Consider the following 19,273-nt stretch of genomic DNA (forward strand, 5'->3'; position numbering starts at 1 on the left):
ATTTGATGAAAAAGTCCTTGACAATTTGTCTCTGGCAAGACAGCTAAAAGCATACTGATTAGCTGCGGAGCCAGACTTGCCCCCTTTGACATTCCCCAGCTTCGGGAGATCATGTCCTATGACGAACTGGAGCTTGATAAGCTGGGGGATGAAAAATCAGCGCTGTTCTTCCTTATCAGCGACACGGACACCACCTACAACTTTTTGGTTGCCCTCGCTTTTTCGCAGATGTTCAACCTTCTGTGTGAACGGGCTGACAATACCTATGGCGGGCGTCTGCCCTACCATGTGCGGGTGCTGTGGGACGAGGCTGCCAACACCGGGCAGGTGCCGGGGCTGGAGAAAATTGTGGCTGTCATCCGTTCCCGTGAGATCAGCCTGACACTCTTTTATCAGGCTATGAGCCAGTGCAAGGCATTGTACAAGGACCATTCTGAAACCATCATGGGCAACATGGACAGTATCGTGTTCCTCGGAGGCCGGGAGGCTTCCACCCTAAAGGATATTTCGGAAAACTGGCTGGGCAAGGCCACCATCTCCATGCAGACCGAAGGCCGGAGCCGGGGGCAGTCTGAAAGTTACAGCCAGAATATGCAGCGGCTTGGCCGGGAGCTGATGACTACCAGCGAGATCACCACCATGCCCGGGGATAAATGTATCTTGCAGCTTCGGGGGCTCCCGCCCTTCCTGTCCCCGAAGTATGACTTGAAAAAGCACCCGAATTACAAGTACACAGCCGAATTTGATAAAAAGAAAAACGCCTTCCGCTTGGAAAGCCTGTTCCGCCACCGGCCATTGAGACTAAAGCCGGAGGACGAATACACGGTGTACGAAGTGGACGGCTCCGACACGGACGAAGAAGCTGACCTGTTGAACTTCGATGATCTGGACAGCGACGAGTTCGTGTAACTTCGGGCCATGATGACCCGAAGCGCCGCCGATGTGGGCGGCTTTTTTTGTACCCAAAACCATCAAACAAACAAAATGGAGGAACGTATATGGAATTTTTCAATCAGGCAATCGACATTCTTAAAATTCTGGTCATGGCTCTTGGCGCCGGTCTGGCGGTGTGGGGTGTCATCAACCTTCTGGAAGGTTACGGGTCGGACAACCCTGCGGCAAAATCACAGGGCATTAAGCAGCTCATGGCTGGCGGCGGTGTCGTTCTGATCGGCCTTCAGCTTATCCCTCTGCTGTCCGGTCTGTTCAGCTAAGTGTCACCCGTTGTCCCTTTTTCCAGAAGGAGCTGATGTATGGACTTTATCATCGACGCAATCGTTGAATGGCTGAAAGGTCTGCTCGTCGATGGTATCATGGGAAATCTGGACGGCCTTTTCGATAACGTCAATCAGAGCGTTGGCGAGATCGCCACACAGGTCGGCACGACCCCGGCGGACTGGAACGCCGGGGTCTTTTCCATGATACGACAGATCTCTGAAACTGCCATCCTGCCAATCGCCGGGGTCATCCTCACTTTTGTAATGACCTATGAGCTGATACAGATGCTCATAGAACGCAACAACCTCCATGAAGTTGACACATGGATGTTTTTTAAGTGGGTGTTCAAAACCTTTGTGGCTGTGATGATCCTGACGAATACCTTCAATATCGTGCTGGCGGTCTTTGATGTGAGCCAGCATGTGATACAGCAGTCAGCGGGCATTATCCAGAACGGGACAGAGATCACGCCGGATGTGCTGGACAGTCTACGGACAGAACTTGAAGCGATGGAGTTGGGTCCTCTGTTCGGACTCTGGCTACAATCCTTCCTGATCCAGCTTACCATGATTGCCTTAAATATCGTGATCTTCGTCATCGTATATGGCCGTATGACTGAAATCTATTTACTCACAAGTTTAGCGCCTATCCCGTTTGCCACAGTCCCCAACAGGGAAACCGGACACATGGGGCAGAACTATTTCCGCTCCCTCTTTGCGGTGGGCTTTCAAGGTCTGTTGATCTTAGTCTGTGTCGCAATCTATGCGGTGCTGATCCAGAGTATCGCCACCGACGGCGACCCCATCGGGGCGATCTGGGGCTGCGTGGGATATACGGTGCTGCTGTGTTTTACCTTATTCAAAACAGGCAGTCTTGCAAAATCCATCTTCGGCTGCCATTAAGAGACTTCGGGCCATGCTGACCCGAAGCGGAAAGGAGGATCATGCCGAAAGAAAAATTTTCGATAATCTATGCAGATCCACCGTGGCGGTATGAGCAGAAAAACAGGCAGGGATCAGCAGAGCTTCATTATCCCACTATGAGTATTGAAGAAATTTGTTCCCTTCCAGTGGCCGACTTGGCTGCAAAAGACAGCGTTTTGTTTCTGTGGGCAACATTCCCACAACTGCCGGAAGCCTTAAAGGTCATTAAAGCATGGGGCTTTTCTTATCGTTCTGTGGCTTTTGTATGGATAAAGAGGAACCGGCGCTCCTACTCATGGTTTTACGGTCTGGGGTATTGGACCAGAGGCAATGCAGAAATTTGTCTTTTAGCAGTAAAAGGACATCCGAAGCGTAAGTCTACCGGTGTTCACCAGCTTATTGTTTCCCCGATAGAGCGCCACAGTAAAAAGCCGGACGAGGCCAGGCGGAAAATTGTAGAACTGATGGGCGATATACCACGAGTGGAATTGTTCGCCAGAGAAAAAAAGCCCGGATGGGACGTGTGGGGAAACGAAGTTGAAAGCACTGTAAACTTGTAACAGCTTCGGGTCATGCTGACCCGAAGCGGAAAGGAGAAATCCATGCAGGAAAAAAATGCGGGCGGAACACCAGCTGCCCCTATAAAGCTGGATGTAAGCGTGCGGGTCATCGAACCTGTGAAAAACCTCATGGGCTTTGCCAGCGTGAAATTCAATGACTGCTTTGTGGTGGAAAATCTGAAAATCGTACAGGGCAGCAAGGGGCTCTTTCTTGGGATGCCCAGCCAGCCAGACGGCAAAGGCGGCTACCGGGATATGGCCTACCCTGTCACAAAGGAGTTCCGGGAACAGCTCAACACCGCTGTTCTGCAAGCCTATGAGGCAAAGCTGGAACAGATGGCGGAGCGTGGCTCTGTGGGGCGTGCATCCATCAGCGACCAGCTCAAAGCCGGAAAAGCGGCTGCCGAACAGGCAAAGGCAGAACGGCCTCCGAAGGAAAAGCCCAGCCGCAGCGCAGAGCGTTGACCTCGGGCCATGCTGGCCCGAAGCAGAAAGGAGGCGGGAACCATGCCACGCAAACGGACGGGCTATGACGCGGCCTGCTATTACGACGGAAAACTGCTGGGCCGCTGTACCAAAGCGGACAGCGATGCCTATACCCTGTTGATGAACGCCTGCGGCGGGGAGGCCGCCCGTGTCCTGCGGGAATACGCCTACTTTTCCCCGGAACTTCGCGCCATATTGGAAAAGGCGGCGCTCATGCAGGCGGACCGGAGCCGGACGGGCGGAATGTTCCATGCGCCGAAAAGTTCCCCGTGGGGTGATGTGCAGAGCTGTGAAACCCTCTGTCCAGGGGTGTTTCTGGTATCTACCGCCAGCCACGGCGGAACGATGGTGGCAAACGAGGTAGCCGCCGTCCTCTCCCCAGCAGCGAAAAAGTGCGGCTTCAAGGATAAGGGCTATATCTGCTATGAGGAGGACGCGCAGGAAAGTGTGGTGCTCCGGGAACTGTTGGACAAAAAGCTGTGGAACATACCTGACCGCATTAAGGACAAAGGGCAGTTTGAAGAAAACCTCAACCAGTCCATCCGGCAGTATAATCCCGAATACTGGCGGGCAAGGCAGAGCGGACGTAAGGCCGCCGAAGCCGCCCGCAGTACAGCCCCGGCCAAAGAGGCCGCAAGATGACCTCGGGCCATGCTGGCCCGAAGCAGTAAAGGAGGTGTACCCAAATGGCCTATGTGCCAGTACCAAAAGACCTTTCCAAAATTAAGACAAAGCTGGCCTTCAATCTGACGAAGCGCCAGCTTGTTTGTTTTTCCGGCGCAGCGGCGGTGGGGCTCCCGGCCTACCTGCTTTCCCGTGACAGTATCGGGAACAGCGCCGCCATGTTCCTAATGATCGGCCTCATGCTCCCGTTCTTCTTTCTGGCTATGTATGAGCGGGACGGCCTGCCATTGGAAAAAGTGCTGAAAAACATCATCCGCACCCGGTTCCTCTATCCCCGGGTGCGGCCTTACAAAACCGAAAACTTCTATGCGCTGCTTAGCGCCAGAAAGGAGGCGCAGCCGATTGCAAAACAGCAGAAGGGCCGGAAAGCCCGCAGGCAGAAAGCCTGAAAAGCAGGGCCTTACCGGCCTGTTCACAAAGGGAAAGAACATTCCCACCACCGCCCAGCAGACCCTCCCTTACCGGGAAATGTACCGGGATGGGGTGTGCCGGGTAACGGACCGCTATTACACCAAAACCATTGAATACGAGGACATCAACTACCAGCTCGCACAGTCCGAAGATCAGGCGGCCATCTTTGACGGGTGGAGCGCCTGCCTCAACTACTTTGACAGCAGCCTTCCGTTCCAGCTTTCCTTCCTCAACCACCGAAGCCGCCCGGGCAGCCGGTACAGCGTGAACATCCCCATGCAGGATGACGATTACAACAGCGTCCGGTGTGAGTATGTGGAAATGCTGGAAAACCAGATCGCCAAAAGCAACAACGGCATTGTCCGCACAAAGCTCCTGACCTTCGGCGTGAACGTGGACGACCTTTCCACCGCCAGGGCAAGGCTGGAACGTGTAGAGGCGGACATTTGCGGGAACTTCAAAAAGCTGGGCGTCAAGTGCCGCTCCCTTTCAGGGCTGGAACGGCTGGAGCTTCTTCACGGGCAGCTCCACCCCGGCAGCGGCTCCCCCTTCCGGTTTTCATGGGATATGATCCCCAAAACCGGGCTTTCCACCAAAGACTTTATCGCCCCGGACAGTTTCGATTTTCGTTTCAGCCGACTGTTCCGGGTGGGGACGACTTGGGGCGCTGCCTCCTACTTGCAGATTTTGGCCTCGGAGCTCTCGGACAAGCTGCTGGCGGAGCTTTTGGAAATGGATGCGGAAATGACCATCACCCTCCATATCCAGACCGTTGATCAGGCCGCCGCCGTAAAATCCATCAAGGCCAAAGTCTCCGACATTGACAAGATGAAGGTGGAGGAACAAAAGAAGGCAGCCCGGTCAGGGTACGACATGGACATACTTCCGCCCGACCTCGTAACATACAGCAACGACGCAAAGACCCTTCTGGAAGATTTACAGAGCCGGAATGAAAGAATGTTCCTGCTGACCTTCCTTGTGGTAAACATGGCTCCGACCCGCCGGGAGCTGGACAATGACCTGTTCACGGTGTCCGGTATCGTCCAGAAATACAACTGCACCTTGAAGCGGCTGGACTTCCAGCAGGAGGACGGTTTTCTTTCCAGCCTTCCGCTGGGCCATAACGGCATTGAGATCAAGCGCGGCATGACGACCAGCTCCACGGCCATTTTCGTTCCCTTTATGACGCAGGAGCTCCGCATGGATGGCGAAGCCGTCTATTACGGGCTCAACGCACTTTCCCATAACGTCATCATGGCGAACCGGAAAAAGCTCAAAAACCCCAACGGCCTGTTCCTCGGCGTGCCTGGCTCCGGCAAATCCTTTGCCGCAAAGCGGGAGCTTGTGAATGTGTTCCTTGCCACAAAAGACCGCATTATCGTGGTGGACCCGATGGGCGAATATTCGCCCCTTATCAGGCGGCTGGGCGGACAGGTCATCGAGATCGCCCCGGACAGCCCCCACCACATCAATCCGATGGACATTGATTTGAGCTTCGACGAGGAAAACCCGATGGCGCTGAAAGCCGACTTTATCCTGTCGCTGATGGAGCTGATCGTTGGCGGCAAGGACGGCTTGCAGCCGGTGGAGCGTACCGTCATTGACCGCTGTGTGCGCCAGATGTACCGGGAACACTTGCAGGACCCGGAAACAAGCAAAATGCCGACCCTCCAAACCCTGTATGACCTGCTCTGTTCCCAGCCGGAGGGCGAGGCGGTGCGGCTGGCGACGGCTCTTGAAATCTATGTGTCCGGTTCCCTTAACGTGTTCAACCATGAAACCAACGTGGACTTAAACCGCCGTCTGGTATGCCTTGACTTAAAAAAGCTGGGAGCCGGGCTTCGGACGATTGCCATGCTCATTATGCAGGACTTGGTAAACTCGCAGGTGTCCATGAATTTCCTCCGCGGTATCGCTACATGGTGCTACTTTGACGAATTTCATGTGCTGCTCCGTGACCGTCTGACGGCAAGCTATTGTGTAGCGATCTGGAAAATGCTGCGGAAAAAAGGGTGCGTTCCGAGTGCTTTAACGCAGAACGTAAAGGATTTTCTGGCAAGCCCGGAGATCGAGAACATCTTTGAAAACTCGGACTTCCTTGTGCTGCTCTCGCAGGCACAGGGGGACCGGCAGATTTTAGCCAAACAGCTTGGGATCAGCCCCCACCAGCTTTCCTATGTGACCCATACCAATTCCGGCGAAGGGCTGCTGTTCTTCGGGAACACCACCATCCCGTTTGTTGACCGCTTCCCGCAGAACACCGAGCTGTACGCCATTATGACCACCCGCCCGGAGGACAAAAAACAGGAAATGAACCGGGCATAACACACTTCGGGCCATGCTGGCCCGAGGTTTGGAAAGGAGGGATACATCATCGGAAAGAAACCGGACAAACGGAGTTTTCAAAGGCCGGGGCCGACGGAGGATACCGGGGGCAATCGCCCCGGACCGGCGGAACGGGAAGGGCCTTCCCCTGCACCATCCCGACGCCTGCGGTTTGAGGACGAGGATACCGGGCAGGACAGCCCTTCGGGCCACGATGGCCCGAAGTCCAAAAGCGGCAAGTTTCAAGAGGACAGCCGCAAAAGCCGTCCCTCTGACCGCATGAGGCAGGAGGATGAAGCGGGCGGGCCGCAGGATACCAGCAAGGCACAGGAGCCGGAGGGCTCCGCAGAGAATGCCGGGAGCAAAAAGGACAAGTACCAGAAAGCACAGGCAAAAGCGGAACACGCCGGGAAAAAGCTGGGAAAGGCTCGGGAGAAACTGGACAAGACCGAGGCAAAACGGGCAGCGAAGAAACCGCCGGGGCTTGCAAAAAAGGCAGTCCGGGGAGCCCGTACAGAAGCATGGTTCTATGTCCACAACAAGATCCACGAAGTCGAGCATGAAAATGTGGGTGTGGAAGGAGCCCATAAGTCGGAACTTGTGGCCGAGGCCGGAGCCCGGAAACTGACCCGGTATGCCAAACGCCGCTGGCAGGAACACCCGGCCCGGAAGGTGGCAAAGTGGGAACGGAAGGACATAAAAGCCCGGGCCAATATGGATTTTCAGAAGATGGCCTCCGAGCACCCGGAGCTTGCCAGCAATCCGCTTTCCCGTGTGCAGCAGAAATGGAAACTGAAACGCCGGTATTCCAAAGAAGCAAAGGCGGCTGCAAAACAGGGCGCAAAGGCCGCAAAGAAAACCGCTGCCGCTTCGGGAACTGCGACCCGGCGGGCGGCGCAGTTTGTGACCCGTCATCCCGTGGCGGTGCTGGTCCTGCTCCTGCTGTTGCTGCTCTGTTTTCTTGTGTCGGCGGTAAGCTCCATCTTCCCCACGCTTGGCAGCGGCCTTGCCAATGCGTTATCCGGCACCTCCTACGCCTCGGAGGATACGGACCTGCTGGGCGTAGACGAGGACTACACGGCGCTGGAAAACGAGCTGGCGCAGACGGTGGCAAACATCGAAAGCACCCATCCCGGCTATGACGAGTACCGCTATTCCGTGGACGAGATCGGCCATAACCCCTATGAGCTGGCGTCCTATCTCTCGGCAAAGTACCATGTGTATTTCCGGGAACAGGTGCAGGACGAGCTGCGGGAGATCTTTGAGGCACAGTATGAACTGACCTTGACGGAGGAAGTCGAGATACGCTACCGCACCGAAACCAGCACCGACCCGGAGACAGGGGAAACCACCACCGAGGAAGTCCCCTATGAGTATTACATCTTAAATGTGACCCTCACAAACAAGACGCTGCCTGCCGTGATCCTGCCGAGGCTTAACGAACAGCAGCGGGAAATCTACACCGTTATGCAGCAGCTCAAAGGCAACAAGCCCTATCTGTGGGAAGGGATTTACAACGGCGGCGAAGATACCGGCCCCAGCTATGAGATACCCGGCGAGGCGCTGGATGACCCGGCTTTTGCGGCGCTCATGGAAGAAGCCACAAAGTATATCGGCTGGCCCTATGTGTGGGGCGGCTCCAGCCCGTCCACCTCCTTTGACTGTTCGGGCTTTGTCTGCTGGGTGTACACGGCCAGCGGCGTCCACAACCTGCCCCGTACCACGGCGCAGGGCATTTACAACCAGTGCGCTATCATTTCTCCCTCCGAGGCAAAGCCCGGCGACATTATCTTTTTCACGGGAACCTATGACAGCCCCGGCCCTGTGTCCCATGTGGGGATTTATGTGGGCGACGGGATGATGCTTCATTGTGGTTCGCCCATCCAATACGCAAACATCAATTCAAGCTACTGGCAGACACATTTCTATGCCTTCGGGCGTTTGTGAGCCAGAGGAAAGGAGTCCTTGCATGAACAAGATCGACAAGCTCGATAAGGAACTGGAAAAAGCCCGGGAGAAGGCAGCCGAGTGGCAGGCCAAAATCCGGGAGCTGGAAAAGCAGAAACAGGAGGAAGAAAACAGCCAGATCGTGCAGGCGGTGCGCTCGCTCAAACTGACCCCCGCCCAGCTTATGGCTTTTTTGAATGACCCCAAAAACAGCCTTACCGCTTCGGGCCATACTGACCCGAAGCCGGAGGCACCCGAAAAGGAGGACACAGCCCATGAAGAAAACTAAATACCGCAGGCTGGCGGCGATGGCTGCCAGCCTTTTGTGTTGCCTGATCTTTACGGTCCCGGCCTACGCCCAGAGCAGCGAGCCGCAGCCGGAGACAGCTCCCGCCCCGGTGGAAACCGAAGCGGAGCCGGAAACCCAGAACCCCTTTACCCCGGACGGGACGGGAACCGTGGTGGACAACGCCACCGACGAGGACGGTAAAGAGTTCTACACCATCACCACCGCAGACGAGAGCGTGTTTTATCTGGTGATCGACAAACAGAAAACCAGCGAGAACGTCTATTTCCTCAATACCGTTACCACAGACGACCTTCTGCCTCTTGCCGAACAGGGTAAGGAACCGCCCCAAGAAGTGACCCCGGAGCCAGAGCCAAAGCCCACCGAACCTGTGGAGGAAGTACCGGAACCCGAGCCGGAGAAAAAGGACAGCCCCCTTCTCTCTCTGCTCCTGATCGGTGCGGTGGTGCTGGCCGGCGGTGGGATTGGTTACTATTTCAAGATTTACAAGCCGAAGCATGAGGCCCCGGATTTGGAGGATGATTACTGCGAATATGAGGACGGGGAGCTGGAGGAGATCGCAGAGGAACCCGAGGACGAAGATACCCCGCCGTGGGAGGAAGATACGGAGGAATGAGAATGAATTTTACAAGCAGCCCTTTTGAACGAATGATGAAGGAAGTACCGCACCCCGGCTGGGACAATGACGATCCTTGTAAGGGATGCCGTTACTACAAGGAGTGCAAAGGAAAGAAAAAACAGTGCCGGAAGAAGTTCCGGGCGCTGATCGTGGAGCCCCGCCCTTCGGGCCATCGTGGCCCGAAGTCATAAATGGACGCCCGGGAGCTGACCCGTGACGAGAAGAAGAAAATCCGCACTCTGGTCACGGGGATGTGCGCCAACTATGACCGGGAAAGCGGCCTGTGCCTTCCTCTTGACTGTGCCTGCTATATGCTGCACAAGTGCTGGACAGGGGCGTACTGCCGTTATTTCCGTGAGGCTGTCCTGCCTCTTAACCCGGAGCTTCAAGCGTCGCTGACAACGGAAGGCATCTCCCCGGAGCTGCGGGCCTGTGCGGTCTGCGGAAAGGCGTTTTTGCCCGAGGGGCGTCAAGCCTACTGTTCCGACGCCTGCAAGGCCGAAGGGAACCGCCGGAAAAGCCGGGAACGCATGAGGAAAATGCGGGAGAAAAGGCCGGGCGGCTGTTACGATTTGCCGCCTCCAAAGGCTTGACATTCCGGGCTTTTTTGAGGGTGTTTCCGGGGTGGGAATATCTTATTACATTCCTCCCCGGTCTGCCCTCTTATTTCGTAACATCCAGCACTTCGGGTCATGTTGGCCCGAGGCACAGAAAGGAGGGATCTCTTGGAGACAGTACAAGGATATGTGATTTTGAAAGCTGCCACCTTTGAAACTGGACACGGCTTTGCGCTTGGGCATAATCCGGGAGCGCCGAGCCCCTTTGTGACCTGGCAGTTTACCGAGGGGGAAAACGGCCATCGGGATTACTACTGGGGCCGCTATGGAAACAGCCAGGCATGGGCGCAGCGGGATTTTGACCGCCGGGTGGACGATTATCAGCAGCTTTACCATGCGGCGGTCAAGCATACCGAGCTGGGACCGGAAGGCGTTTACCGCTATTATTCCACCCAGCGGCCCGTGGACATAGGAACTTACCCGAAGCCGCCGGATAACCAGCCTCTTTCCATTGTCAACTACGACGATGACAGGCGGCGTCCTGTGGCAGACGGCAGGCTGATGGCATGGGGCGAACTGACCTACACAAAGCCGCTGACCGAAAAGCAAATGGAGGATTATGAACTGAAACCAGCACCGGGCAATCCTGACCGGGTGCGCTCATCCATTACCGCCCGGCTCAAAGAAGGAACCAGAGGGCAGGAACCCCCGAAGGAGCCCGGCCAGAAGCGGAGCCATAAAAACCATGAGGAACGATAAAGGAGGATCGCCATGCACGAAAAAGACAACTATCTGAAAACCGCCGAGCTCTCCACGGAGCAGAACTGCAACATGATTGACGGCGTACCCAACAACACGCCCATCCAACCCACGCCCCCGGAGCTGGACGCAAAACCGCTGGATAAGGTAAAGGAACCCAAAAAGCGCCGGAAAGGCCGGGAGCTGGAACGATGATGGAGAACCGCAAGCGGAATGTCCATCTGCACGTCATGGTAACGCCGGACGAGCTGGCAGCCATCCATGAACGGATGGCCGAGGCGGGCATTTCCAACGCCGGGGCCTATGTACGGAAAATGGCTCTGAACGGGTATATCCTGCACATCGACCTTGCGCCCGTAAAAGAATTGATCTCTCTGCAACGGCGCTGTTCCAACAATCTCAATCAGGTCGCCGTACACGCACACACCTATGGCGTGTACCCGGAGGAAATCGACGGATTGAAGCGGGACTATGAAAAGCTGTGGGGCGAGGTGTCAAAAGTGCTGCGGGAGCTTTCCGAGCTGGTGGCAAAGTAAGACGAGGGCGGCAGGCTTCCGTTGTGGGGCTTGCCGCCCTGCTCTTTTTTTACCACTTCGGGCCAGCATGACCCGAAGCCCGTCATAAAAAATTCAGATTTTCAAGATTGTAGAACCAGCTCTATAATGATATAATAATTCAAGAAGGGAGGCTGATACCATGCTGAAAATGGTTATTCGCATGAATGATGATAAAATCACAGCCGAAAATAAGTACCGGCTGGATGGCATTTACAACACAATCAATCATACATTCCAAACCGTGGGCCTTCCCCGTATGGAGGATGGTTCCGGCGCTTTGGTATTCCGTGACTGCGGCAGAGCGAGGGATTTTAGTCTGTTCGGCCGGATCGTCAATACCTTGAAGCGGCAGACATGGTTCATGGATAATGTTTCTGTGTGGCGTCTTTGTGACAGTGACGATTCTGACAGTCCAGATGATTTCAATGAAGAAGATCTGTTGACCCACTATCAGGAAAAAACAGCAATGAGGGCTTGAGTTTTGGAGAGAAAATATTTCAAAGCCTTAAATTTTGATCTGGACACCCATCAATTAAAAGAGCATTACCCCGGAGCCAATTACCGGCAGGCGTATGACGACTTGCGCCGGTTCTTCAAACGGCATCGTTTTTCTCACCGTCAAGGCTCCGGCTACATATCGGATGATAAGCTGGCAACTGCTGATATATACGACTTGATGGATGAATTAAGCAGACAGTTTCCGTGGATTGGAATATGCGTGAATAAAATTGATGTGACCAACGTGGGACGGCAGCACGATTTGACAGAGCTCTTGAAACCAGCAGAGGATATTGTTATCGACACTTCGCTGCTGACAGTTCCCGATTGCCCGCAGCAGGAAACAGAATAGCAGAAATTTGGCAGGACATGAATGTGTCCTGCTTTTTCTGTTTTCGGGCCATCATGGCCCGAAGGTTTGGGACAGGATTCACTAATCTTTCGCAACATTTATGTCCCCGGGCAGGCATGATAAAATAGAGGTAGGAAGGATAGATAAAGGAGGTTTTGGAGATGAAGATACTGCTGAAAATATTGGTTGCTCCCTTTGCTTTAGCGTTGTCCCTTCTGGCGGCTCTGCTGGTATTCCTGTTTGATATTTGTGCCGTCCTGCTGACGATTGCCTCTGTGATTCTGGTGGTGCTGGGTGTCGCTCTCTTTTTCACGCCGACGCCCATAGGCGGGATTGTATTTCTGTTTCTCGCTTTCCTTCTTTCGCCGTATGGACTGCAAGCGGCGGCGGGCTCCCTTCTTTGGGCGCTGGACGGAGGCAAATCCGCTCTGTACCGGTTTCTGGCAAGTTAAACAGCCTCGGGCCATGTTGGCCCGAAGTCGGGGCGGTCTGGATGGGCCGCCCTTTTCTCATGGAAAGGAGGGATGATTTCTGGCTACCACAACTTTGTTGCAGCGCCATGCGGGCGAAGGCGAAACGATTGCCGAGGCAATCCGGGATTGTCTGGACTATGGCAAGGACCCGGAGAAAACAGAAAGAGGAAAGTATATCTCCGCTTATGAATGTGATCCGGCCACCGTGGCGGACGAGTTCCTTTTGGCAAAAGCCAGCTATGCCGCTATGACGGGCCGGGAACAGAAAAAAGAAAATGATGTGCTGTGCTATCAGATACGACAATCCTTCTATCCGGGCGAGATCACCCCGAAGGAGGCGAACCGTATCGGCTATGAGCTGGCTATGCGCTGGACAAAGGGGCGGCACGCTTTTATCGTTACCACGCACACCGATAAGCAGCACATCCATTGTCACATTTATTACAACTCCACCACCCTTGACTGCACCCGGAAATTCCGAAACTTTTGGGGCTCCAGCTTCGCCCTCCGGCGGCTCTCTGACAGGCTGTGCCTTGAAAACGGGCTGTCCATTGTAGAGAACCCGAAGCCCCGGAGCAAGGGCAAGTATCGGAATTATGGAGAATGGCAGAAAGAACGAAAAGGGCCGCTTTCCTATCAGGACAGACTGCGCCTTGCCATTGATACTGCGCTGGCGGAACGCCCCGCTGATCTGGACGAATTTCTCAATCTGATGAAGCGGGCCGGATATGAGGTCAAGACGGTTCGGGGCGGCGGTATCAGTTTCCGGCTGACCGGGCAGGGACAGGAACGCTTTACCCGTCTGCGGGCTTCCACGCTGGGAGACGGCTACGACTTGCAAGATGTTCTGTCTGCCATTGAGGGCAAAGAAAAACGCCCCGGGCGCTCGGAACGGAAAATCAGTCTGGCGGTGGATATTCAAGCAAAGCTGGCTGCCGGTAAGGGGCCTGGATATGAACGCTGGGCGAAGGTATTTAACATTAAGCAGATGGCCGCCGCTCTTGCCTATATACAGGACAATAACCTGACCGATTATGAGCAGTTGGCGCAGAAAGCCACCGAGGCGGCAGACCGTTTCCATGCTATTTCCGAGCAGGTCAAGCAGACGGAACAGGCTATGAAAACCAATGCCGGGCTAAAGGCTGCAACGGTTCAGTATGCCAAAACCCGCCCAGTCTTTGAGCAGTATAAGGCGACGAAGTACAGCAGGAAATTCCTTGCGGAGCATGAGGCCGACCTTGAACTGTACCGGGTTGCACAAGCGGAAATGCGCTCTCTGCTGGGCGGGGCAAAGCTCCCCAAAATGGATGTGCTGAAGGAAGAAGGCCGTAAGCTCACAGCAAAGAAAAAACAGCTCTATGGAGAATACCAGAAGGCACGACGGGATATGCAGGAGATCGTCACAATCAAGGCGAACATTGACACTCTGATGGGCTACACCGAGCCGGGAAGAAAGCAGGAAAAGGAGCGTTAAGGTTATGAAAATAAGGAGCAAAGCGACGCTGACACTTCGGGCCATGTTGGCCCGAAGATATGGGTTTGGGGCGAGCCCCAACAAGCAGCCTTTGTGCCACTTGTGGCCACAGAGGCATTGCTTGCCATTTAGCTATTTAGCAATATACTGCAAAAAAGATTATTGAGTTTATACAACATCTATTGTTTTACGCAATACCTCCTTAAAATATCTATATTAAGAAAATTCGCCACAAATTTTCGGTGATTTATCAATCGCTTTTCGAGTTTTTATATGTTTATGCAAAAAGAATGATATTTTTTTTATATCAACAAGTTCTCTTTCTTTTTATCGTTTTAACTCAAACATCAAAACACAAAACTTGAATACCCGGTTTTTATATCAGAAAAATATACGATATATGTTGATAATTAACAATTTATTAAGTTTTATTTACCATTTTTAGATTATATTGCATATATAGGGATTCTGTGGTATACTACAGTTAGTTATAAAAAGCTCATAACCGATTAGTAAAGGGAGGGATACCATTGGGGCTATAGAGGAGGAGAATTTGAGAGAATAGTGCCTTACATAATGGTGGGCGCTAAAAAATCTGAGTTTGTTACTATGGTAAAGTCTCAAGGAGGTCATTTATGAAGAAAGGTTTGAAAAAGGCATTGGGTCTGTTGGTAGCGCTGAGTCTCATGGTAGTTGGTAGCGCATTTAGTGCTCTTGCTGCTGATTCTCCAGAACAGAGACAAACATTCAGTGTCGATCTGAATAATTTTGACGAAAGCCAGCCCTATTCGGAAACATTACATTTCGAGAAGGACGGTCAGCCGGTAACAGTGACACTTAGCTATACGCCTCCTTTAACTCGTGATCCTGCTACTGAAGGAACGTGGAAATCGGATGCATTTTGGGGTGTCGCAGGTATGGATTACAGATTTGACTTATCAAAGAGTGGTAGCCAGTGGAAAATTTCTAATGCACGTGATTTAAATACCTACTGTGTTGGCGGAACGGTTGAAGATGAAAGTTTAGCCATTGGCCGTGCAACATCTACCTCAAGCAAAGCGGCCGAAGTGACTGGCTCTATGAGAGCAAATGTAGTCGGCGGAGTAGGAACACTTTCTTTCGCTTTAAGAACGGAAGTTTTTAATGGAGAAGTTTCTACCGTATTAAATTAAGAATAATATAAGTAGAGTCCTATTCAAAAAGGTGTTGATGTAAATATGTCGGCAATGTCTATATTTTTTCTAGTTGTATGCTCCGTCCTTGGACTTGGTGTTTTATACTGTATAGCTCGAATTATAGGATGGCTATTCAATCAGATAAAAAATAATGCTGATTAAGTGAAAGCAATTATACAATTTAAAAGGGTTGTTGCAAAGAGAAAAGTAATGTTCTGTATATGGTAGATTTAATAATTGACATATACTATATATAGTAAATTGAGTCTGTTTTGTAACAACCTTTTTAAAAGAAAATTTTTAGTAACAATTAGATAGAGTAGAGGTACGTTAACCATTAACATATCCTCTACTCTATTTTTTTATTTTTGCCTCCTATCTACGACAAATTTTGCAAAAAATACATTATATGATAATAAAAGAACTACGAGATTTTTACGCGGAGGTTGCTAATAACATGAGTTAGATTATTGAGAAAAAATAGATGAAGCAACGCCCCTTTTGCTTTACCTCCTCCTAGATGGGAGGAGTTTTATTCCAATTTAAACTTTTTTAAGGCTCAAACAAGCTGTTATTTGTTTGAGCTTTTTTTATGTTCGACACCTTATTTCAGGATTTGCTATCGAAACAGAGCCAGTCTTGAGATAAGCTGTCGAGGCTTTTTTAGAACGAGTAGCCATCTTTACTATTTTATAGATTTTTCACTGTTATTTTTTGAAAATTTCAGAAATTTCAGCCTACATATACGCTCCCCGCCGCTTCTGTTTTGTTGTCCATCCATCACAAAACAAAGCGGAGGTTCAATATGGCTATTATAAATTTACGGGACTATTACCCTTTTTATACGTCAGACTACTTTATGGAAGTACCAGAAGATGTTGTTGAAATGTTCAAGGAGTTTGACCGGAAGGAAGCCGCTTACCGTCTGCGTACATACCGGCACAAAGCCTATTACTCCCTGGATCGGAATGATGGAATTGAGCATGAGGCGCTTTTCGTTGCGTTCTCTCCCTATGAACTGTATGAGCGTAAAGTGACGATACAAGAACTCTATACCGCCATCTCACGACTGCCCGACAAACAGGCAAAGCGCATTTACGCTCATTTCATTCTCGGCTTGACGAAACAAGACATTGCCCGGGCCGAGGGTGTGGATGAAAAGGTCGTGCGGCTCGCCATTGAGCGCGGCCTTCGGAACTTGGAAAAAATTTTAAAAAAATTTTTATAAGGTGTACCGATTTCGCCTCAAAAATGAAATGGCTTATGAGAGGCAGTCAAAGCCTCGGGCCACATTGGCCCGAAGCGGGACACGCCTCACGCAGATTGAAAACTGAATAAAAGATAGACGGATACGAAGGGTGCTTGTGTCCAGTGACAGGCCCGCCATGACCTCTATTTTTACACTAGAGAGAGCGACCAGGCCCATGCCGTAGGCAGACTGTGGCAGGTCTGCCGGACAAAACACAAAACCCGGATACTTGCGATTAGTCACAATCCGAGCGTGCAGCGGTGTTGCGAACCGTGAGCCGTCGCAGGTAATGAGATCGCCTTGCCATCAGAATGGGGAGAGCTGAAATGCTATGGGACAAAAAGCCAACTGTCCGTCCGGTCTATCTGAAAAAACTTTCTAACCTGTGGGGCCCTTCCTCTATTACTGTCTGATGATAGGGCAACCGTTCTGGCTGGGCCCCATATTTTTCTATGAACAGGAGAATTTTATGAAGGAAAATATATCTAGTCCAGAATTAACGCTGAATATATGGAGTAATGACGCCTGCCGGGGCTATGTGATTATGGCCATGCAGGACTGTGGATTCACCCATAAAGATATTAGCCGTGTAGTAAATCAGCTTTATGGAGTGTTTGACTTATACACACTCAACGAGGCTGAACAGAAATATTATAACGGCGATTATTAGCTTCGGGCCAACGTGGCCCGAGGCTGGGGAAAGCTCAAAGGGCAGTTCCTTCCAGGGAGCCGCTTTTTTAGGTTTCCCCAGCAGACAAGAGGGAAGCTGGCCGCTGTTCATCCGTACTGAAAAGTGGAGGTTTTCGATGGTTCAATCTGTTACATACCAAAGCGAAAAACAATCCGTATATTTTCAAGGGAAACTTATCGTATTGGAAAATCTAATTCCGGTACTATCCCCGGATGAAAAGAACAAGCGAAAAAGAGAAATCGAAAATCACTTATATGATGTGTTCAGTAAATACACGGACAGATTTTACTAATCAACCGCAACATTGTTGTCCGGGGCTGCCTATGGTATAATATAATTGTAAGGTTGGTAGCTCCATTCCATACGGAAGGAGCCCAATATGGACATTATCAGAGAAGATTGTATATACGCGAGACAGTCGGTAGACCGTAAGGACAGTATCAGCATTGAAAGCCAGATTGATTTTTGTAAGTATGAGCTGAAAGGCGGAAGCTGTAAAGTATTCAAGGATAAAGGCTATTCCGGGAAGAATACGGACAGGCCGGAGTTTCAAAAGCTGTTAGGAGAAATCCGAAAGGGCCGGGTGCGGCGGGTAATCGTTTATAAGCTGGACAGAATCAGCCGTTCCATTCTGGACTTTGCAAACATGATGGAGCTGTTCCAGGAATATGACGTGGAGTTTGTTTCGTCCACAGAAAAGTTCGACACCTCAACCCCAATGGGGCGGGCCATGCTGAATATTTGTATCGTATTCGCACAGCTTGAACGTGAGACAATCCAGAAACGCGTCACGGACGCTTACTACTCCCGGTGCCTGAAAGGTTTTCACATGAGCGGACAGGCCCCCTATGGTTATCAGTTGGAGCCGACAGTGGTTGAAGGTATCCGCACAAAAAAGATGGTGGCAGACCCCGAAACTTCCCAATATGTAAAGCTCATGTTTGAAATGTATTCCGAGCCGGAAACGTCTTTTGGTGACATTACACGGTACTTTGAGGAACAGAACATCAAAGTTTACGGTAAATCGCTATTCCGTACCTTTATTTCACAGCTTTTAAGAAATCCTGTTTACGCACAAGCAGATTTAGAACTCTACGAATTTTTTAAAAGCCAGGGGGCGGCTATTGTCAATGACGCTTCCGATTTTGCCGGAACCAATGGCTGTTATCTCTATCAGGGCCGGGACGTGAAGGAGGATAAAGACAGGAGCCTGAAAGACCAGATACTTGTAATCGCTCCACATGAAGCGCTCATACCGTCTGATGTATGGCTGAAATGCAGGAAGAAGCTAATGACAAATAAGAGTTTTCAACAAGGACGTAAGCCGAAAAATACATGGCTTGCCGGAAAAGTTAAATGCGGGTGTTGCGGATATGCCTTAAAGGCAACACACGTTCCGAACAGCGAAGGCTATTTTCGCTGTAGTAAACGGACTGAAAATAAAGGCTGCCCGGGCTGTGGTAAAATCCGTAAATCTGAATTTGAGGAATTTATTTTCAGTGCTATGCGGGCGAGATTTAAAAATTTTCAAGTCCGCCATAGCCGGGAGGAAAAAGTCAATCCCAAACTGACCGCCCATCAAATTGAACTGGCGCAAGTTGAAGCCGAGATTGAAAAACTACTTGATACGCTAACCGGAGCCAACGCAACACTTCTTGCCTATGCTAACAAAAAAATTGAAGAACTGGACACTCGCCGCCAGACCATTTCAAAGGAGATTGCGGAAATGTCCATTGAAACAATGTCACCCCAAAAGGAGCAGGAACTCTCTTATTACCTCGACCATTGGGACAGCATTGAATTTGACGACAAAAGGAAAGCCGTTGACGGCCTGATTATTTCAATCAGCGCAACTAGCGACCACGTTCAAGTAGAGTGGAAAATCTAAGCTCTAACTTCTGGATTATCCCACTCTACTTACTTTCAAATCTATCTTTTCTTTTTAATCTTGTTTGTACCCCTTGTACACCGTTGCTTGAGTGCAAAAAGACAGATCGTTTGTTCCTGC

The 19,273-nt window shown here is 51.4% G+C and carries 23 protein-coding genes and 1 pseudogene; all 24 read left to right on the forward strand.

Features of this window, described 5'->3' with window-relative positions:
• Window positions 1–30: 30 nt before the first annotated feature.
• Window positions 31–909, forward strand: a pseudogene (locus DXA87_RS15940) (VirD4-like conjugal transfer protein, CD1115 family); the annotation flags it as partial.
• An 89-nt stretch (window positions 910–998) separates the two neighbouring features.
• Window positions 999–1,214: a Maff2 family mobile element protein gene (locus DXA87_RS15945; protein ID WP_016306504.1), complete on the forward strand. Its 216-nt coding sequence runs from the start codon at window positions 999–1,001 to the stop codon at window positions 1,212–1,214.
• Between the two features lie 39 nt (window positions 1,215–1,253).
• A complete protein-coding gene (locus DXA87_RS15950; RefSeq protein WP_009901636.1) occupies window positions 1,254–2,120 on the forward strand; it encodes a VirB6/TrbL-like conjugal transfer protein, CD1112 family in 867 nt (288 codons plus the stop codon).
• Between the two features lie 41 nt (window positions 2,121–2,161).
• Window positions 2,162–2,701 carry an MT-A70 family methyltransferase gene (locus DXA87_RS15955; protein ID WP_107001180.1) on the forward strand — a complete coding sequence of 180 codons (540 nt, stop codon included), beginning with the start codon at window positions 2,162–2,164 and terminating at the stop codon, window positions 2,699–2,701.
• A gap of 42 nt (window positions 2,702–2,743) precedes the next feature.
• Window positions 2,744–3,166, forward strand: coding sequence for a SpoVG family protein (locus DXA87_RS15960; protein WP_227589684.1), 423 nt, complete (start codon window positions 2,744–2,746; stop codon window positions 3,164–3,166).
• 9 nt (window positions 3,167–3,175) lie between these two features.
• Window positions 3,176–3,829: a hypothetical protein gene (locus tag DXA87_RS15965; RefSeq protein WP_107001178.1), complete on the forward strand. Its 654-nt coding sequence runs from the start codon at window positions 3,176–3,178 to the stop codon at window positions 3,827–3,829.
• A gap of 44 nt (window positions 3,830–3,873) precedes the next feature.
• Complete coding sequence (locus DXA87_RS15970) at window positions 3,874–4,260, forward strand: PrgI family protein (protein ID WP_016306500.1); 387 nt, start codon at window positions 3,874–3,876, stop codon at window positions 4,258–4,260.
• Window positions 4,214–6,607 (forward strand): VirB4-like conjugal transfer ATPase, CD1110 family, encoded by a 2,394-nt coding sequence (locus DXA87_RS15975; protein ID WP_348982247.1) that lies wholly within the window; start codon window positions 4,214–4,216, stop codon window positions 6,605–6,607. Before DXA87_RS15970 ends, DXA87_RS15975 begins: the two co-directional genes overlap by 47 nt.
• A gap of 279 nt (window positions 6,608–6,886) precedes the next feature.
• Window positions 6,887–8,554 (forward strand): C40 family peptidase, encoded by a 1,668-nt coding sequence (locus tag DXA87_RS15985; protein ID WP_107001176.1) that lies wholly within the window; start codon window positions 6,887–6,889, stop codon window positions 8,552–8,554.
• Between the two features lie 22 nt (window positions 8,555–8,576).
• Window positions 8,577–8,843: a DUF4315 family protein gene (locus tag DXA87_RS15990; protein WP_005927622.1), complete on the forward strand. Its 267-nt coding sequence runs from the start codon at window positions 8,577–8,579 to the stop codon at window positions 8,841–8,843.
• A complete protein-coding gene (locus DXA87_RS15995; protein WP_107001175.1) occupies window positions 8,830–9,477 on the forward strand; it encodes a DUF4366 domain-containing protein in 648 nt (215 codons plus the stop codon). The genes DXA87_RS15990 and DXA87_RS15995 overlap by 14 nt, the downstream gene beginning before the upstream one ends.
• Window positions 9,474–9,671: a hypothetical protein gene (locus DXA87_RS16000; protein ID WP_005927616.1), complete on the forward strand. Its 198-nt coding sequence runs from the start codon at window positions 9,474–9,476 to the stop codon at window positions 9,669–9,671. The genes DXA87_RS15995 and DXA87_RS16000 overlap by 4 nt, the downstream gene beginning before the upstream one ends.
• Window positions 9,672–10,073 carry a cysteine-rich VLP protein gene (locus DXA87_RS16005; RefSeq protein WP_050005650.1) on the forward strand — a complete coding sequence of 134 codons (402 nt, stop codon included), beginning with the start codon at window positions 9,672–9,674 and terminating at the stop codon, window positions 10,071–10,073.
• A 132-nt stretch (window positions 10,074–10,205) separates the two neighbouring features.
• Window positions 10,206–10,796: a hypothetical protein gene (locus tag DXA87_RS16010; RefSeq protein ID WP_227589686.1), complete on the forward strand. Its 591-nt coding sequence runs from the start codon at window positions 10,206–10,208 to the stop codon at window positions 10,794–10,796.
• Window positions 10,797–10,808: 12 nt separating this feature from the next.
• Window positions 10,809–10,991 (forward strand): DUF4316 domain-containing protein, encoded by a 183-nt coding sequence (locus DXA87_RS16015; RefSeq protein WP_107001173.1) that lies wholly within the window; start codon window positions 10,809–10,811, stop codon window positions 10,989–10,991.
• A complete protein-coding gene (mobC, locus tag DXA87_RS16020; protein ID WP_015553878.1) occupies window positions 10,991–11,332 on the forward strand; it encodes a plasmid mobilization relaxosome protein MobC in 342 nt (113 codons plus the stop codon). The genes DXA87_RS16015 and mobC overlap by 1 nt, the downstream gene beginning before the upstream one ends.
• A 160-nt stretch (window positions 11,333–11,492) precedes the next feature.
• Window positions 11,493–11,831, forward strand: a complete 339-nt coding sequence (locus DXA87_RS16025) for a hypothetical protein (RefSeq protein WP_016306492.1) — start codon at window positions 11,493–11,495, stop codon at window positions 11,829–11,831.
• Between the two features lie 3 nt (window positions 11,832–11,834).
• Entirely contained in the window at window positions 11,835–12,203 is a 369-nt protein-coding gene (gene vapD / locus DXA87_RS16030; protein WP_016306491.1) for a VapD family protein, read from the forward strand.
• 161 nt (window positions 12,204–12,364) lie between these two features.
• Window positions 12,365–12,655: a CD1845 family protein gene (locus tag DXA87_RS16035; RefSeq protein ID WP_023042378.1), complete on the forward strand. Its 291-nt coding sequence runs from the start codon at window positions 12,365–12,367 to the stop codon at window positions 12,653–12,655.
• 79 nt (window positions 12,656–12,734) lie between these two features.
• A complete protein-coding gene (locus DXA87_RS16040; RefSeq protein WP_107001172.1) occupies window positions 12,735–14,150 on the forward strand; it encodes a relaxase/mobilization nuclease domain-containing protein in 1,416 nt (471 codons plus the stop codon).
• 635 nt (window positions 14,151–14,785) lie between these two features.
• Window positions 14,786–15,322: a hypothetical protein gene (locus DXA87_RS16045; RefSeq protein WP_107001171.1), complete on the forward strand. Its 537-nt coding sequence runs from the start codon at window positions 14,786–14,788 to the stop codon at window positions 15,320–15,322.
• 808 nt (window positions 15,323–16,130) lie between these two features.
• Window positions 16,131–16,553 (forward strand): sigma factor-like helix-turn-helix DNA-binding protein, encoded by a 423-nt coding sequence (locus tag DXA87_RS16050; protein ID WP_107001170.1) that lies wholly within the window; start codon window positions 16,131–16,133, stop codon window positions 16,551–16,553.
• A gap of 490 nt (window positions 16,554–17,043) precedes the next feature.
• Window positions 17,044–17,244 carry a hypothetical protein gene (locus DXA87_RS16055; protein WP_107001169.1) on the forward strand — a complete coding sequence of 67 codons (201 nt, stop codon included), beginning with the start codon at window positions 17,044–17,046 and terminating at the stop codon, window positions 17,242–17,244.
• Window positions 17,245–17,644: 400 nt separating this feature from the next.
• Entirely contained in the window at window positions 17,645–19,153 is a 1,509-nt protein-coding gene (locus DXA87_RS16060; protein ID WP_107001168.1) for a recombinase family protein, read from the forward strand.
• Window positions 19,154–19,273 lie beyond the last annotated feature (120 nt).

The sequence above is a fragment of the Desulfotomaculum sp. OF05-3 genome (assembly GCF_003435535.1).
Classification (GTDB): Bacteria; Bacillota; Clostridia; order Lachnospirales; family Lachnospiraceae; genus Pilosibacter; species Pilosibacter fragilis.